The organism is Streptomyces sp. NPDC043854, from assembly GCF_056436005.1.
This window is the reverse complement of the sequence record NZ_JBWKDK010000002.1, coordinates 217,108-233,870: the sequence shown is the minus strand read 5'-3', so window position 1 is coordinate 233,870 and position 16,763 is coordinate 217,108. Positions and strand designations below refer to the sequence as shown.

Sequence of the window (16,763 nt, the reverse complement as noted above, 5' to 3'; positions counted from 1 at the left end):
AACAGTGTTGCTTAAGTGCAAGGACGGTGGACAATGGGCAGGTGGAGTGGGGTAACAGGGGTCGTGACGGGGATGGGTGTGGCTATGGGCATGGGCATGGGCATGGGCATGGCCGTGGCGGGAGCCGGGAAAGCCGTGGGAGTCGGGTCGGTGCCGGTGGCGTGAATCTGCCTGCGTTGCGCGGGCACAACGAGGCCCTCGTACTGGCCTTGCTGCGCGGAGCCGGGGCCGGGGGCCTCGGGCGTGCCGACCTCGCCGCGCGTACGGGACTCACCCCGCAGGCCGTCAGCAAGATCACGGCGCGGCTGCGGGCGGAGGGGCTCGTCGGGGAGGCCGGCCGGGGCGCGTCCACCGGCGGCAAGCCGCGGACCCTGCTGCGGCTGGTGGCGGAGGCCCGGCATGCCGTCGGCGTACACGCGGACCGCGACGAGCTGAGGGCTGTACGGGTCGATCTGGCGGGCCGGGTCGTGGACCGGTGCAGTGGCCCCCTGGACTTCGGGGCCGGTCCGGATGCGGTGGTGGAGGCCGTCGTACGGGCGGTGGGACGACTGGCCGGGGGGTCGGGACCGCTCGACTGGCGGGTCGGGGGTGTGGCCACCGGGGGCGTGGGTGGCGTGGGCGGTGGCGGTGCAGCGACCGAAATGCCGCAGCTGCTCGGGGTGGGGGTTGCCGCGCCGGGGCCGCTCGACTGGCGGGCCGGGGTGATGGGACGGGTGACCGGATATCCGGAGTGGGAGGGGTTCCCGCTGCGGCAGGCGGTGGCGGACGGGCTGGGGCCCGACGCGCCGCCGGTGGTGGTGGACAAGGACACCAACGCGGGGGTCGCGGGGTCTGGTCCGGGGCCGGGGCGAGGGCAGGGGCAGGGGCAGGGGCAGGGCGAGGGGCAGGGACTCGCTGATTTCGGGACCTCTGTGTACCTGCATCTGGGCAGTGGCCTTGGTGCGGGGCTGCGGTTGGACGGCGAGGTGTACCGCGGGGTGCGTTCGGCGGCGGGGGAGTTCGGGCACCAGGTGCTGAGCCTGGACGGCCCGCCCTGCCGGTGCGGCGGTCGGGGCTGCGCGGAGGTGCTGTGCCTGGCGGCGGTCACGCGCGGGGACCTGGCGGAGGCGGCCCGGATTCTGGGCGAGGGCGCGGCGAACGTGGTGGCCTTGCTCGACGTGGACCGGGTGTGGCTCGGGGGGCGCGTGGTGGATTCCGCCCCGGAGGTGTTCACGGCGGGAGTCCGCCGGGTCCTGGAGGCCCGCAGCCTCGGCGGCATCGCGCCGGAGGTCGGCGTAGCCGCGGGCGGAGTGGCGGAGGGGGCGGCGGAACTGGCACTGGGGCCGTTCTTCGGGCGTGGGGGGTGAGGGGGCGGCCCCGCCTTGGTCGGGGTGAGGGGGCGGCGCCCCCCTTCGGTCGGGGGTGACGGGGCGGCCCCCCTTCGGTCGGGGGTGACGGGGCGGGATCCCCTTGGTCGGGGGTGCGCGGGTGGCTGGGGCTTCCCGGCCGCCCATTGTCCTTCCGGGGCGGGCCGGTCCCTCAAGGGCGCTCACTCCGCTCGCGTCGCTTGCGCGATGGCCTTCGGCCACCCTTGACCGACCGGCCCGCCCCGGAATGCCAACAGACAGCCGGGAACCCCCGGAGGGACGGCCAGGGGGGACGGATGGGCATGCGGCTCCCGTCGGAGATGCGGCGGGCTGGGTGCCGTTGACGGGGGCGGGCCCGCTCGGCGTTGCGGGCGTTGGCCTGTGGCGTGGTGGGCCCGTCGGTTGGCGGCCGGTGGTCGGGTGGTCTGGCGGTTTGGTGGCGGCGTGACGGTCGGGTGATCTGGCGGTCCGGTGGCCTGGCCGCTCGTTGGTGCGGCGGCCCGCCGGTGCGGCGGCCCTGCGGAGCGCCGGTCCAGCAGGGCGCCGTCTCGCCGTCTCGCCGTCTCGCCGCCGTCTCGCCGCCGTCGCGACGGCCCGCGGCCGTCGCGCTGTCGACGTTGGGCCTGGCCGGGTTGTCGGGGCTGGGCCGATCGGGCGGAAAGCGGGGGTGGCCGGGCGTGGCTGTGGCGGGGGCGTCGCGCGCGCGTGGCAGGGTGCGGGCAGGCCGTGGTGATTGTCGCCTCGTCCGATCGTCAGTCCGTCCGGCGAGCAGCGACGCGGAGGTCCGCCATGCGACTGCGCAGAACCCTTGCCTTCTCCGCCGTTCTGGTTGCGGTCGCCGCCCCGACCGCGGGCGCCGACATCGGCACCGGCGGTGGGGCCCGGCCCGCGCCCGCGCTGCCGTCCCGGGCGCAGGCCACCTGCGGCGACGGCAAGAGCAGCGCCTTTCCCATCGGGGCCCGGATCCGTGGCGGCCCGGCCGTGTACCGGACCGGCGGGGGGTCGCAGAGTTGGTTCCTGGACCTGACGAACACCACCCGCGGCGAGTGCACCGCCATCCATCCCGTCGTGGTGTTCACGGACGAGGCGCGCGCCCTGCGCCCGGAGCACGTGCGGATGGAGTTCGAGGGGCCCGGCGGGACGTTCCCGGTGAGTCTGGAGCAGAGTGATCGGGACGAGATCATTGCCGTGTTCGACGGGGGGTCGGCCTTTCCGGGCTTTGCCGTCGGGGGCGGCGGGTCACTGACCGTGCGGGTGCATCTGGCGTTCGCGCCCGATGCCCCGGCCGGGGAGGTGGTGGTCGACGCGGCGCTCGTTCAGCGCCGGGCCGATGACGGCGACTGGGTCGGCGAGGCCGGCGGCTACCGGTTCTCCGTGGCGGAGGGCATCGCCGAGGCCGGGTCTCTTGCGGACACCGGGCCCCGGGATCGGGCGTACGGGGCCGGGGTGGCAGCCGCTGTGGTGGCCGTGGGCGGCGGGCTGGTGCTGGCCGGGCGTCGGCTGCGGCGGTCGGGTGGCTCGGTGCCTTGACGGCGTGGGGTTCGGGGACACCTTGGTTGCGTACAGTCCGAGGGTGGAAGAACACCGCCCTGGCTCGCCCGTGCGTTCCGGTATTCCGGAGCACGGCCGCATCCCCAAGTACTACGCCGTCAAGGCCCGGATCGCCGGGCTCCTCGACGATCTCGGCGAAGGCGGGCTGCTGCCCACCGAGCGCGATCTCGCCGAGCGCTACGAGGTGTCCCGCGAGACCGTGCGCCAAGCCCTGCGCGAGCTGCTGCTCGAAGGGCGGATCCGGCGTTCCGGCCGCGGCACCGTCGTGGCCGGGCCCAAGCTGGAGCAGCCGCTGTCGCTGGCGAGTTACACCGAGGGCGTACGGCGCCAAGGCCGCCGGCCCGGCCGTAACCTGATCGGGCTGGAGCGGTTTGCGTGCCCGCCCGATCTGGCGCCCGGGATCGGCGCCGAGGCCGGTGAGCCCGTCTGGCACCTGGAGCGCGTCCTGCTCGCCGATGACGAGCGGGTGGGGCTGGAGAGCACGTATATCCGGGTGGCCCGGGCGCCGCGGCTGGACAGCGACTTCCGGCCGGATTCGTCCTTCTACGGATATCTGCGCGAGCGTCTCGGGATCGTCTTCGGGGACGCCGACGAGAAGCTGGAGACGGTGCTCGCGACGCCGCGCGAGGCGCTGCTGATCGGCACCCCGCCCGCTCTGCCGATGCTGCTGATCCACCGGTTCTCGCGGGATCAGGACGGGCGGCCGTTGGAGCGGGTGCGTTCGCTCTATCGCGGTGACCGGTTCAGTTTTACGACTCATTTGCGCGCTTAGGAGCGTCCACGGTTGGGGGGTGATCACGGGAAGGTAACGGGTCTGGGCCAAAGGTCTTGGCCTGTTCACCGTTTCGTCTTCGACGGGACCCCGGAGGTCCATGCCCCGCACCCACCGTGGTCGGCGTGAGAGTCATAGTCGTCGGAGGCGGCGTGGTCGGAACCATGCACGCCTGGCAAGCAGTCGAACGCGGCCACGAGGTCGTCCACATCGAGCGGGAGGCCGAGGCCCGTGGCGCGTCACTGCGCAATTTCGGCCAGATCTGGGTCAGCGGGCGGGCCGGGGGCGAGGAGCTCGACACCGCCCTGCGGGCCCGTGAGCTGTGGAAGGAGATCGGTGCGCGGGTGCCCGGCCTGGGCTTCCGGGCCAACGGCTCCCTGACGCCGGTCCGCAATGCGGCCGAGTACGCCGTCGCCGAAGCGGCCGCCTCCCGGTCGGATGCGGCCGCCCGCGGCTACCGGCTGGTCACCGCCCGGGAGGCCCGGGAGATCAACCCCGCGCTGCGCGGCAGCTTCGAAGCCGCCCTGTGGTGCGAGCGGGACGCTGCCGTCGAGCCGCGCACCGCGCAGGTGCACCTGCGTGAGGCGCTCCTGCGCAGCGGGCGGTACACCTGGCTGCCGGGGCGGGAGGTGCGCGAGGTCATCGGGAGCGCGAGCGTCCGCGATGATCACGGGGATGTGCACCGGGCGGACACCGTGGTGCTGGCCACCGGGGCCTGGCTGTCCGGGCTGGTGCGGGAGTTGGCGCCCGAGCTGCCGGTGCGGCGGGTTCGGCTGCAGATGATGCAGACCGATCCGCTGGGGGAGCCCCTGACGACGTCCGTCGCCGATGCCGACAGTTTTCGGTACTACCCCGCCTATCGGAGCGCTGCTCTCGATGCGCTCAATGCGGCGCAGGCCCAGGACCCGGTGGCGGCCGCGCACAAGATGCAGCTGCTGATGGTCCAGCGCCGGGACGGCGGCCTGACCATCGGCGACACCCACGAGTACGAGCACCCCTTCGCCTTCGACACCGTCGAGGAGCCGTACGAGTACCTCACCGGGGTGGTCGAGGCCTTCCTGGGCCGCCCGCTGCCGAGGATCCGCCACCGCTGGGCGGGCGTGTACGCGCAGTGCGCCGACACCTCCCGCGTCATCCACCGCGAGCAAGTCCGTGACGGGGTATGGCTCGTGACCGGGCCCGGCGGCCGCGGGATGACCTGCTCGCCCGCCATTGCCGAGACGACCGCCGACGAAATGGGCTGGTGACCACCGTGAATCTTGTTGTTCTGGACATGGCCGGCACCACCGTGGCTGACGGCGGCCTCGTCGAGCGGGCCTTCGGGCGCGCCGCCGAGCGCCTCGGCGTGGAGCCCGGCTCCGCCGGTTTCGAGGCCAAGCTCCGGTACGTCCGCGACACCATGGGGGAGTCGAAAATCTCGGTGTTCCGGTCTCTGTTCGGTTCGCAAGAGCGTGCACGGCAGGCCAACGCCGCGTTCGAGGAGGCGTACGCCGAGCTCGTCGACGGCGGGCTCGTCGCCCCGCTGCCCGGTGCGCGCGAGGCGATCGAGAAGATGCGTGCGGGTGGCCGGACCGTTGTTCTGACCACCGGGTTCGCCCGCGTCACCCAGGACGCCATCCTTGACGCCCTCGGCTGGCAGGGGCTGGCCGACCTCACCCTGTGCCCCGCCGACGCGGGCGGCCGCGGACGGCCCTGCCCCGACATGGTCCTGACCGCGTTCCTGCGGACCGGCGCGGTCGACGACGTACGGGACATCGCGGTCGCCGGCGACACCGCGTACGACATGCTCAGCGGCCGCCGGGCCGGCGCCGGGATCGTGGCCGGTGTGCTGACCGGCACCCACGACCGCGCCGTGCTGACGGAGAACGGCGCCACGAATGTTCTCGGTTCCGTTGCCGAGCTGCCTGGTCTGCTGGAGGGGGGCGGGGCGTGAGCGGTATCCGTTTCGAGTCGGTCAGTGTCGCGTACGGCGGCAACACCGTTTTGGACCGGCTCGACCTGACCGTGGAGCCGGGCGAGGTCATGGCCCTGCTCGGCCCCTCCGGCTCGGGCAAGACCACGGCGCTGCGCACCGTTGCGGGCTTCGTACGCCCGGCGTCCGGCCGGGTCCTGATCGGCGGCCGGGACGTCACCGCGCTGCCGCCGCACAAGCGCGGCATCGGCATGGTCGTCCAGCAGTACGCGCTCTTCCCGCACCTGCGGGTCGAGGAGAACGTCGCCTTCGGGCTGAAGGCGCAGAAGACCCCGCGGGCCGAGATCCCGGGCCGGGTCGCCGAGGCCCTGGAGATGACCGGGATGGCCGCGTACGCCAAGCGGCACCCCCGCGAGCTGTCGGGCGGGCAGCAGCAGCGTGTTGCCATCGCCCGGGCGCTCGCCATCCGGCCCGGGGTGCTGCTGCTCGACGAGCCGCTGTCCGCGCTCGACGCCCGGCTGCGCTCCGGGATGCTCGCCGAACTGGCCCGCCTGCACCGCGAACTGCCCGGCGTGTCGATGCTGTACGTCACCCACGACCAGGTCGAGGCCCTCACCCTCGCCGACCGCATCGCCGTCATGGACCGGGCCCGGCTCCAGGACTGCGGCACCCCGCAGGAGCTGTACCGGTCCCCGCGCACCGAGTTCACCGCCTCCTTCGTCGGCAACGCCAACCTGCTCCCGGTGACGGTCGCCGACTCCGGGGCGGTGTTCGCGGGCCGGGCCCTGGAACTGGACCGCGGGCAGGCCGTGCCGGGCGCGCAGGCGACCCTGTGCATACGGCCGCACCTGCTCGGGCTCGGCGCCGGCCCCGGCGCCGGCCCCGGGTCCGGGGCCGGGGCCAATGCCCTGACCGGCACCCTCACCGAGGTGCAGTGGCGGGGCTCGACCCACCGGCTGTACGTGGACGTGGCCGGCCACCGGGTCACCGCGGACCTGCCCGAGCTGCGCGAGACCCCGGCGCTGGGGGACCGGGTGACCCTGCACTTCGCGCCGCGGGACGCGGTGCTGCTGGCGGCGGGGGTGGGCCATGGGTGAGGCTGCCGTGTCCGCCGCGCCGCCCGTTGCGGCTGAGGCCCGGCGCCGCCGGCTGCCGCGCGGGCTGTGGGCGCTGCCGCCCGTGGCCGTGCTCGCGCTGGCCTTCCTCTATCCCCTCGTGCTGGTCGTCCGGGAGTCCTTCACTCCCGAGAACGGCGGGGCCTTCGCGGCCTACGGGTCCGTCTTCGCCTCCCGCTCCTTCCGCGAGGCGCTCGGCACCACGGTGTGGCTGGCCGCCGGGGCCACGGTCGGCTGCCTGGTGCTCGGGTTCGTCCTCGCCCTGGTCATCGCCTTCGTCCCGTTCCCGGGGGCGCGTCACGTCGCGAGGTTCATCGACGTCTTCCTTTCCTTTCCGTCCTTTCTGATCACGCTGGCCCTGCTCTTCATCTACGGGTCGGCCGGGCTGGCCAACGGCCTGTGGAGCGATGTGTTCGGGGTCGCCGACGGGCCGTTCCGCTTCCTCGCCACCCCGTGGGGCGTACTCCTCGCGGAGATCACGTACTTCACGCCCTTCGTGGTGCGCCCGCTGCTCGCCGCCTTCTCGCAACTCGACACCGCACAGCTGGAGGCGGCCTCCTCGCTCGGCGCGCGGCCCGCCCGGATCGTCCGCCGGGTGATCCTCCCCGAGGCCCTCCCGGCGCTCGCCGCCGGCGGCAGCCTGGTCCTGGTCATGTGCCTCAACGAGTTCGGGATCGTCCTGTTCACCGGGGCCAAGGACGTCACCACGCTGCCGATGCTCGTCTACGGCAAGGCGATCCTCGAAGCCGACTACCCGGCCGCCTGCGCGGTGGCCGTCGTCAACGTCGCGATCTCCGTCGGCCTGTTCGGCCTCTACCGGGTGGTGAGCAAGCGTGCTGGTGCATAGCCGGACCGGCCGCTGGGCCGCCTGGGCCGTCTTCGGCCTCCTCTTCCTGCCCGTCTTCGCGCTGCCGCTGCTCGTGGTGGTGGCCGCGTCCTTCGCCAGCCACTGGTCCGGGGCCCTGCCCTCCGACCCGACCACCGGGAACTACGCCGCCGCCGTGCGCGGCGAGTCCCTCCAGGCGCTGACCACCTCGCTCGTCACCGCGCTCGCCGCAAGCCTGCTCGCGCTGACCGTCGGGACCTGGGCCGCGCTGGCCGCGGCCGGGCTGAAGCGGCGCGCGAAGCGGTGCCTGGACGCCCTGTTCGTGCTGCCGGTCGCGGTCCCGTCGGTGGTCGTCGGCCTCGCCGTCCTCGTCGCGTTCAGCCGGCCGCCGGTGCTGCTCAACGGCACGTCCTCGATCGTCGTCCTGGCGCACACGATTCTTGTCACGGCGTTCGCCCACCAGTCGGTTTCGGCTGCGATCGTCCGTCTCGACCCCGCGTACGAGCAGGCGGCCGCCTCCCTGGGCGCCCGTCCCGGGTACGTGCTGTGGCGGGTCAAGCTCCCCCTCCTGCTGCCGTCCCTCACGGCGGCCGCCGGACTCTGCTTCGCCCTCTCCATGGGCGAGTTGAGCGCCACGATGATGCTCTACCCGCCGGACTGGACACCCCTCCCGATCCGGATCTTCGCCGCCACCGACCGCGGCTCCCTGTTCAGCGGCTCCGCCGTCGCCGTGGTCCTGATGGCCGCCACCCTGCTGGTCCTCCTGGCCGTCTCCCGCATCCGCACCAAGGCCGCCTACCGCTGACCGGGCCGCCTGCACCCCGCACCCCCGCACCCCCGCACCCTCGCTCCTCCGCTCCCTTCTCCCCGTAAGGAACAGCCATGTCCAGACACCGCACGCCCCTGCGCACCCTCGCCGCCGTCACCGGAAGCCTCGCCCTCGCGGCCGGCCTCACCGCCTGCGGCGGCGGCACCGAGGCGTCCTCCTCCGGTTCCTCCGGCGGCGACGGCGCCAAGACCGTGACCGTCTACAGCGCCGACGGCCTCAAGAGCGACAAGGGCGACGGCTGGTACGACCGGGTCTTCGCCGACTTCACGAAGAAGACCGGTATCGAGGTCAAGTACGTCGAGGGCGGCTCGGGCGAGATGGTGCAGCGCGCCGTCCGCGAGAAGGCCAACACCCAGGCGGACGTACTGATCACCCTGCCGCCCTTCATCCAGCAGGCGGCCGGCAAGGGCCTGCTCCAGCCCTACCGGCCGCAGGGCTCCGACAAGGTCAACGGCGCGGACAAGGCGGCCGACGGCATGTGGACGTCGGTCGTGAACAACTACTTCGGCTTCGTCTACAACAAGAAGGAGCTCGAGACGGCCCCGAAGACCTGGGAGGAGCTCCTCGACGGGAAGTTCAAGGGCAGGTTGCAGTACTCCACCCCCGGCGTCGCGGGCGACGGCACGGCCGTCCTCATCAAGTCGATGCACGACTTCGGCGGCAAGGAGCCGGCGATGGAGTACCTGAAGAAGCTCCAGGCCAACAACGTCGGCCCGTCCTCCTCCACCAGCAAGCTCGCGCCGAAGACCGACAAGGGCGAGCTGCTCGTCGCCAACGGCGACGTCCAGATGAACTTCGCGCAGTCCAAGTCCATGCCGAACCTGGGCATCTGGTTCCCCGCGAAGGACGGCGGCAAGCCCACCACCTTCGCCCTGCCGTACGCGGCCGGGCTGGTGCAGAAGGGCCCGCACTCCGAGAACGGCAGGAAGCTCCTGGACCACCTGCTCAGCGAGGACGCCCAGAAGCTGGTCAGCGAGGTCGGCGGCGGCTTCCCGGCCCGTACCGACGTCAAGCCGACCGACGCCAACGCCGTCGAGCTGACGAAGCTGATGACCGGTGTCGAGGTGTTCGAGCCGGACTGGGCCGACATCGACAAGAACCTCACGGCCTACGTCGACGCGTGGAAGTCGGCCACCGGAAGCTGACCGGTTGCCTTCCGGTCACCTGAGCCCGGAACCATGAAGCCTGCATAACGGGTCTGGACCGTAGGTCACCCTCCCTGGCGGTCCGGACCCGGCGCATGGACGCCCGTACGCCGCACCCACCCCGTCCGGCCACCGCCCTCGGTGCGCACACGGCGACGGCCGCGACGGCCGCCACCACCGGCAAGGTCCTCGTCATCGGCCTCGACGGCGTGGTCCTCGAACGCGTCAAGGCCGCCAATGCCCCGTATCTGAACGGCCTGATGGCCCAGGGCCTCACCGCCCGCAGCACCCTGTACGCCAACCCGATGGCCGCCACCGCCTCCGGCCCCGGCTGGTCCACCTCGGCCAGGTCGACTCCGCCGGGCACTCCTACGGCGCCTCCAGCCAGCAGTACCTCGACGCCATCGCCCGCGTCGACGTCCTCGTCGGCCGGCTGGACCGTCGACAACTCCCGGATGGGCTCGGGCGGTGTCACCGAGTGGGCCGGATGGGCCTTCGCCACCGACGAGTTCTGGAGCCAGACGCAGCGCGACCAGTGGCGCGAGCTGAACGTCCGCTCCCGTGACGTCTTCGCGGTCGCCGACTCCGACGAGTGGGACGACATGTCCCACACGGGAAGCTTCGACTCCACCCTGGTCAACCCGGCCTGGCCGGTGGCCGGCGGCACCACGCGCACGCTCAACTACCGGACGCACTACCGCCACGAGGCCGGCCAGACCGCCCAGGTCCTGGCCTCCTACGACGGAGGCGCCCCGACCGTCGTCAAGAACCACACCGCGGACGCGGTCGCCAAGGCCGAGTCGCTGACCCTCCAGGTCCCGGCCGGCGCCACGAACGTGCAGATCCGGTTCCGGTACACCGGCAGCAACAACTGGTACTGGACCGTGGACGACGTCAGGCTCGGCTGACCCCCCGGTGTCCGGGCAGTGGACGGCCGGCGCGCCCACGGCCCGGCCCCGATAGGGTGATACAGACCGCACTTCCAGGTCACGGGCCCACAGGTCACGGGCCCAACACGTCACAGGTCACAGGCCGCAGGTACCGGGCCGGCGAGAGCGGAGAACAGTCCCGTGGCAGAGCGCAAGCCGATCGAATCCTGGCTCACCGACATGGACGGGGTCCTCATCCACGAGGGCACCCCGATCCCCGGCGCCGATGCCTTCATCAAGCGGCTGCGCGAATCCGGCAAGCCCTTCCTCGTCCTGACGAACAACTCGATCTACACCCCGCGCGACCTCCAGGCCCGCCTGAGCCGCATGGGCCTCGACGTCCCCGTCGGGAACATCTGGACCTCGGCGCTGGCCACCGCGAAGTTCCTCGACGACCAGCGCCCGGGCGGCACGGCGTACGTCATCGGCGAGGCGGGCCTGACCACCGCCCTGCACGACATCGGCTACATCCTGACCGACCACGACCCCGACTACGTCGTCCTGGGCGAGACCCGGACGTACAGCTTCGAGGCGATGACGAAGGCGGTCCGGCTGATCAACGCCGGCGCCCGCTTCATCTGCACCAACCCCGACGAGACCGGCCCCTCCACCGAGGGCCCGCTGCCCGCCACCGGTGCCGTCGCCGCCCTGATCACCAAGGCGACCGGAAAGCAGCCGTACTTCGCGGGCAAGCCCAACCCGCTGATGATGCGGACCGGCCTGAACGCCATCGGAGCCCACTCCGAGAGCAGCGCGATGATCGGCGACCGGATGGACACCGACGTCCTGGCCGGCCTGGAGGCGGGCATGCAGACCTTCCTCGTGCTGACCGGCCTGACCGCCGTCGAGGACACCGAGAGGTTCCCGTACCGGCCGACCCGGACGGTGAACTCCATCGCTGACCTGGTCGATCTTGTCTGATCCGATCGGCGCAACGGCGTGTCGCTCCGGGTGCGGAGCGGCGCGCTGCACGTGAACCTCCTTGATGAGGAGGTTCACCATGCGCAGTGCTCTGATCGCTCTCCGCGCCGGCGGGGTGGCCACGGCCCTGGCGGCGTTCACCGCCGTCGCCGCCGGCCCGGCCGTGTCCGTGCCCACCGCCGTCTTCGCGGGCGAGGAGAACCGCGGGGGCGTGTCGGTCGATCCGCAGCAGGCCCCGCCGGGGGCGCAGGCCAAGCTGCGGGTCCACGGCTGTGACGGCCGCTGGGCGACCGCCAAGTCCTCCGTCTTCGTCGCCGAGGTCCACCTGTCGTCGGGCCGGGACGGCGACGGGGCGCTGCGGGGCGACGCGATGATCAGCTCGCGCGCCGAGCCGGGCCGGCACGACATCCGGGTCCGGTGCGAAGGCTCGGAACTGCGCGGCTCCGTCGAGGTCGTGGGCCACGGCGGCCAGGAGTACGGGAAGGACCCCGCGAAGGCCCCCGGCGAGGACCCCGCGAAGGACGCTGCCAAGGATTCCGCGAAGGACTCGGCCAAGGAGCACGGGAAGGACCCCGCCAAGGACTCGGCCAAGGAGCACGGGAAGGACCCCGCCAAGGACTCGGCCGACGGGCACGGGAAGGACCCCGCCAAGGACCACGGCCAGGGCGACCGGGACGAGGGCCGGGAGCACCCGAACCCCCACGAGTCGCCGATCCGGCCGGTCCACGCCGGGGGCGGCGGCATGGCCGCCGAGCTCGCGGAGAGGGACCGGATCGCCGAACGGGCGAAGCCGGCGGGCGGGGCGAAGGAGGCGGGTCGCGCGGAGGAGGCTGACGGGGCCCCGGCCGCTGCCGCCGCCGTCGCCGCGAAGAAGGACCGCGGGGACGACGGTCCCGGCCTGCCGCACACCGTGATCGGAGCCGTCCTCGCCGCCGCGGCCACCCTGGCCGTCGCCGGCCGGGCCCTCACCCTGCGCCGCCGCCGCAGCGGCGAGTGAGGCCGGCCGGTGACCGGCCCGGACGAGCCGGGGCCGTCCCCGGGCGGGCGGCTGCTGACCCTCGCCGCCTGGTCGGTGCTGGTGCTCGGCCTGTGGCTGTGGGGCCGGGAGATCACCGGCGTGCCGCCGCTGCCGGGGCCCGCCCGGGCGGACGGGCCCGCGTACCCGGTGCCGGGCCTGCCCGCCGCGCACGCCCCGCTGGCCCCGGCCCTGCCGGTGCGGGTCGAGGTGCCGTCGCTGGGCATCCAGGCCCCGGTGGTCCCGCGCGGCCTGGACGCCCGGGGTGCGATCGACCCGCCCCCGTACGACCGCCCCGGCACGGTGGGCTGGTGGCAGGCGGGCGTGAAGCCGGGCGAGGCGGGGGCCGCGCTGCTGGTCGGGCACGTGGACACCGCGTCCAAACCGGCGGTCTTCTACGGCCTGAGCTCGGCCCGGCCGGGCCGCAAGGTCCGCGTGGTGCGGGCCGACGGCTCGGTCGCCGAGTTCACCATCGAGGACGTCCAGGTGTACGAGCGCACGCGCTTCGACCCGGACAAGGCGTACGGGCGGCGGATCCCGGGCCGGGCCGAGCTGCGGCTGGTGACCTGCGGTGGCACGTACGACAAGGCGGTCAAGGAGTACACGGCGAACGTGGTCGTCTCGGCGTACCTGACGGGCACGGGTACCGGCACGGGGACGGCCGGGGGTGCGGGTACGGCGGCATCGGCCGCGAGGGTGACTCCGGCGGCGGGCCCGTCGGCCCGGAGCCCGGCCGGACTCCCGGGCGCACCCTAGGCAGGGGCGGAGGGGATCGGCCGACACGGCGAACACGACGAAGAAGCCCCTCGCAGTTCTCACTGCGAGGGGCTTCCCCTTGTCGGTGCGCCGCCAGGGACTCGAACCCCGGACCCGCTGATTAAGAGTCAGCTGCTCTAACCAACTGAGCTAGCGGCGCCTGCTGACAGAGAAAACTCTACCCCACGTTCGGGGGTACTCACGACCAGCCGCGCCCACCTTGTCCGATTAACCCATGTTTGAGGGGTTTATCGTGCACGATATGTCTGGGTGGAGCCGAATCTGATGCCCCGACAGATATGCGGCTGCCCGAAAAATGGACGAGCAGGGGAGTGGACGGACCCGCATGACGATGCAGCCCCCGATGCATGTGCCGATGCCGACGCCCGTTTTCGAGGAATACGAGCCCGCAGACGACTGCGGCTGCCCGGGATGTGTACACCGGCGCCGCGCCCTCGCCCGCACGCCGGCCATAGCGCTTCGTGACGGCGGTCACCAGGCCGCACGCGGCGCACGCCGGGCGCTGGTGCTGGCCACCGCGGCGGGCGTGGTCCTGACCGGCGGCACGACCGTACCGGCAGGGGCGGCGCACGCACCGGCAGCCGACCTGGTTCCGGGCCCCCCGGACGGCAGGCCCACCCGCCCCCACGGGCACGACGGGGACGGCCCCTACTCCCCGCAGGGCGCCCGGTCCCCGTTGCACGGCCGGCCGGTCCCGGCCAGGCCGGGCGGCGCGCCGGGAGCGCCGTCTTCGCTGAAGCGGATCGACCGCATGTCGATCATCAACCGCGCGCAGCTGTGGCTGGACGCGAAGGTCCCGTACAGCATGTACAGCTACTGGATCGACGGCTACCGGCAGGACTGCTCCGGCTACGTGTCCATGGCCTGGAACCTCGGTACGAACGAGTGGACCGGCAGCCTCGACAAGTTCGCGACCAAGATCACGAAGGAGGAGCTGCTGCCGGGCGACATGCTCCTCTTCCACAACCCGGCGGACCCCAACAACGGCTCGCACGTCACCCTCTTCGGCGGCTGGGTCGACGAGACCCACACGCACTACATCGCCTACGAGCAGACCCGCCCGCACACGCGGAAGCTGGCGACCCCGTACGGGTACTGGAAGAACGCGTCGAAGTACATCCCGTACCGGTTCAACGGGGTGACGGGCGGGGTCACCGCGCCCGACGCGGGCACCGACCCGAAGCCGGCGCCGCCGCCCACGCCCTATCCCGGAACGGCGATGTTCGGTCCGGGTACGGACAACCAGTACGTCGCCGAGCTCGGCAGGATGCTGATCGACCGGGGCGGCCGCCGGTTCTATCCCCGGGGGCCCGGCACGAAGTGGTCCGACGCCGACACGCTGGCCACCCAGGCCTTCCAGATCGCCCAGGGCTGGACGGGCACCGAGGTGGACGGCATTCCCGGCCCGCACACCTGGCAACTCCTGGTCGAGGGGCAGGGCAACGACATCCTCCCGACGCTGGAGGCCGCCCCGGACCCGTCCGGCTCACCGGCCCGCCCGGGGGCTCCCGGCTCCCCGGCCCGCCCGGGGACTTCCGGTTCGTCGGCGGCCCGCCCGGGCGCAGCCGACGTGCCCGCCTACCCGGGTCCGGCGGTGTTCCGCCCCGGGTCCTCCCACCCGTTGATCACCGCCCTCGGCCACCGGCTGGTGCAGAAGGGCTTCGACAAGCACTACACCGCCGGTCTGGGCCCCCGCTGGAGCGAGGCCGACCGCCGCAGCGTCGAGGCGTTCCAGCGCGCCCAGGGCTGGCGCGGCGCCGCGGCCAACGGTTATCCGGGCCCGGAAACCTGGCGCCGGCTGTTCGCATGACGGAGACAACGATGAACCCCACGCGCACCACCTCCACCACGGGCACCCTCCACCTGCCCCCGGCCGCCCCCCATGCCGCAACCTCCCGCACCACGGGCACGCTGCTCCCGCTCCCGGCGACCGCCGTCCCCACCGCGCCCCCGCCGCGATCAGCGGCTTCGGCCCCCGCGGCCGCCGTCCCGGGCCGCTCCACGGACCGGGCCCTGCCGAACACGGCCGGTGCGCCCGACCTCCCGCCGCAACCCGCCGCCGGGTCGGTGCTCCCCGGACACGGACACGGACACGTGATCGCGGGCCGGCCGCACACTGCCGCTGCGGATGGCCTGGCCGGGCCGATCGGACAGGCGGCTTCGCAGGCCGACGCTCCTGCCCCGGCGGACCGCGCGACTGCGCTGCGGACTGCCGACCAGGCCCGGCCGGAGGCCGATGTCCCGGCCCCGGCGGCCCCGGCCGACCGGTGGGCCGCGGCGCCCTGTGCAGAGCACGCGGGACCAGCCGCGCACCATGCCACCGCGACGGATGGTGTGGCGGCACCCGCCGCGCCCGCCGGCCGGACCCGGCCACGAGCCGACGTTCGTGCCTCGGGGGACGGTGCCGCTGGGCCGCGCGGTCGCGCGGAGTGGCCGGCACGGACTGCCGACGCGTCTGCCGCCCCGGTTCGGCCGCAGGCCGCCGTCCCGCCCCCGGCCGAGCGACCGGCGGCGGCGCACCCCGCGCAACACACGGCCTCGGCCGAGCCACACGGCGCCGCGGCGGGTGCCGTGGGCGCGCCCGACGAGTACGCCGAAGTGGTGGCCTCGCCAGCGGCGGCCTGGACAGCCGGGCCCGCAGGCCTGTGCGGGCCGCAGGACAACGTCCCGGCCCTGACGGGCCCGGCCGATCGGCCGGTCGCGGCGCCCCGCGCCGCTCACGCGGGCCCCGCCGCGCAGCACGCTGCCGCTGCGGACGGCGTGGCCGTGCCCGCCGTGGTCGCAGACCGGGCCCGGCCGCGGGGCGACGTTCCTGCCTCGGTGGGTTGGGTCGGGCAGACGGCCGTGGGACAGGGGACGTCGGCCTCGCCGAAGGCGGTGGCCATGCCGACCGATGTGTACGGTGACCCGGCCCGCTCGGGCGCCGACGATCCGGCCGTGGCGACGGCGCGGACCGCGGGTCCGGCTGCCGTGTCCGCAGACCGGGCCCGGCCGCGGGCTGATGTCCCTGCCTCGGTGGGTTGGGTCGGGCAGACGGCCGTGGGACAGGGGACGTCGGCCTCGCCGAAGGCGGTGGCCACCCCGACTGATGCGTACGGTGACCCGGCCCGGTCGGGCGCCGACGATCCGGCCGTGGCGACGGCGCAGACCGCGGGTCCGGCTGCCGTGGTCGCAGACCGGGCCCGGCCGCGGGCCGACGTTTCTGCCGCGGCGGGTTCGGCCGAGCGGTCGGCCGCGGCGCACCGCACCGGATACCCGACACCGGCCGGGGCACACGCCGCCGCGTCGGATGTCGCGCACGCGTCGGGCGAGTACGCCGGAGCGAGGGCGGTGCGGCCCGCCGGCCCGACTGCCGTGGCCGCGGGCGCTCCGCCCGAAGGTCCGGGAGGGGCGCAGACCCCTGTGCCCGCCCTGGTCGGCCCGGCCGCCCCGGTCGGCCCGGTCGGGCGGTCGGTTCCGGTGCACCGGGCCGGGCAGCACGCCGTCGCTGCGGATGGTGTGGCCGGGCCCACCGCGTCCGCCGGCCACGTTCGGCCGCAGGCTGGTGCTGCCGATCCGGCAGGTTCGGTCGGACGGTTGACCGCAGCCGGCCCCGCGGCCCCGGCCGGGCCGCACACCGACGCGA

At 73.9% G+C, this 16,763-nt stretch carries 14 protein-coding genes and 1 tRNA gene; 14 read left to right on the top strand and 1 reads right to left on the bottom strand.

Annotation, left to right across the window (positions count from 1 at the left end; translation table 11 throughout):
* Positions 1-167: 167 nt before the first annotated feature.
* From AC068A_RS03040 to AC068A_RS02980, 13 genes are all read left to right on the top strand, one after another.
* On the top strand, positions 168-1,346 hold the full coding sequence (locus tag AC068A_RS03040; RefSeq protein WP_478580089.1) for an ROK family transcriptional regulator: 1,179 nt from the start codon (positions 168-170) through the stop codon (positions 1,344-1,346).
* A 789-nt stretch (positions 1,347-2,135) separates the two neighbouring features.
* Positions 2,136-2,876, top strand: coding sequence for a hypothetical protein (locus tag AC068A_RS03035; protein WP_478579860.1), 741 nt, complete (start codon positions 2,136-2,138; stop codon positions 2,874-2,876).
* A gap of 43 nt (positions 2,877-2,919) precedes the next feature.
* Entirely contained in the window at positions 2,920-3,669 is a 750-nt protein-coding gene (locus AC068A_RS03030) for a GntR family transcriptional regulator (protein ID WP_478579858.1), read from the top strand.
* A 125-nt stretch (positions 3,670-3,794) separates the two neighbouring features.
* Entirely contained in the window at positions 3,795-4,916 is a 1,122-nt protein-coding gene (locus tag AC068A_RS03025) for a TIGR03364 family FAD-dependent oxidoreductase (RefSeq protein ID WP_478579856.1), read from the top strand.
* Between the two features lie 5 nt (positions 4,917-4,921).
* Positions 4,922-5,602, top strand: a complete 681-nt coding sequence (locus AC068A_RS03020; protein WP_478579854.1) for a phosphonatase-like hydrolase — start codon at positions 4,922-4,924, stop codon at positions 5,600-5,602.
* Positions 5,599-6,678, top strand: coding sequence for an ABC transporter ATP-binding protein (locus AC068A_RS03015; protein WP_478579851.1), 1,080 nt, complete (start codon positions 5,599-5,601; stop codon positions 6,676-6,678). The genes AC068A_RS03020 and AC068A_RS03015 overlap by 4 nt, the downstream gene beginning before the upstream one ends.
* Positions 6,671-7,543: a 2-aminoethylphosphonate ABC transporter permease subunit gene (locus AC068A_RS03010; RefSeq protein ID WP_478579849.1), complete on the top strand. Its 873-nt coding sequence runs from the start codon at positions 6,671-6,673 to the stop codon at positions 7,541-7,543. The genes AC068A_RS03015 and AC068A_RS03010 overlap by 8 nt, the downstream gene beginning before the upstream one ends.
* Entirely contained in the window at positions 7,530-8,327 is a 798-nt protein-coding gene (locus AC068A_RS03005; RefSeq protein ID WP_478579846.1) for an ABC transporter permease, read from the top strand. Before AC068A_RS03010 ends, AC068A_RS03005 begins: the two co-directional genes overlap by 14 nt.
* 77 nt (positions 8,328-8,404) lie before the next feature.
* Positions 8,405-9,496 (top strand): 2-aminoethylphosphonate ABC transporter substrate-binding protein, encoded by a 1,092-nt coding sequence (locus tag AC068A_RS03000; protein ID WP_478579844.1) that lies wholly within the window; start codon positions 8,405-8,407, stop codon positions 9,494-9,496.
* Between the two features lie 95 nt (positions 9,497-9,591).
* The gene (locus tag AC068A_RS02995; protein WP_478579841.1) at positions 9,592-10,404 is read left to right on the top strand and encodes a hypothetical protein; all 813 of its coding nucleotides are present in this window, start codon (positions 9,592-9,594) and stop codon (positions 10,402-10,404) included.
* 162 nt (positions 10,405-10,566) lie between these two features.
* Positions 10,567-11,346: an HAD-IIA family hydrolase gene (locus tag AC068A_RS02990; protein WP_478579838.1), complete on the top strand. Its 780-nt coding sequence runs from the start codon at positions 10,567-10,569 to the stop codon at positions 11,344-11,346.
* Positions 11,347-11,425: 79 nt separating this feature from the next.
* The gene (locus tag AC068A_RS02985) at positions 11,426-12,343 is read left to right on the top strand and encodes a hypothetical protein (RefSeq protein WP_478579836.1); all 918 of its coding nucleotides are present in this window, start codon (positions 11,426-11,428) and stop codon (positions 12,341-12,343) included.
* A gap of 9 nt (positions 12,344-12,352) precedes the next feature.
* Positions 12,353-13,117 carry a class F sortase gene (locus AC068A_RS02980; RefSeq protein ID WP_478579833.1) on the top strand — a complete coding sequence of 255 codons (765 nt, stop codon included), beginning with the start codon at positions 12,353-12,355 and terminating at the stop codon, positions 13,115-13,117.
* Between the two features lie 86 nt (positions 13,118-13,203).
* Here AC068A_RS02980 and AC068A_RS02975 read toward each other — a convergent pair.
* Positions 13,204-13,277: transfer RNA gene (locus tag AC068A_RS02975), tRNA-Lys, on the bottom strand.
* Between the two features lie 216 nt (positions 13,278-13,493).
* On the opposite strand from AC068A_RS02975, the gene AC068A_RS02970 reads away from it, so the two are divergent.
* On the top strand, positions 13,494-14,948 hold the full coding sequence (locus AC068A_RS02970; RefSeq protein ID WP_478580086.1) for a peptidoglycan-binding protein: 1,455 nt from the start codon (positions 13,494-13,496) through the stop codon (positions 14,946-14,948).
* The last annotated feature ends 1,815 nt before the right edge of the window (positions 14,949-16,763 follow it).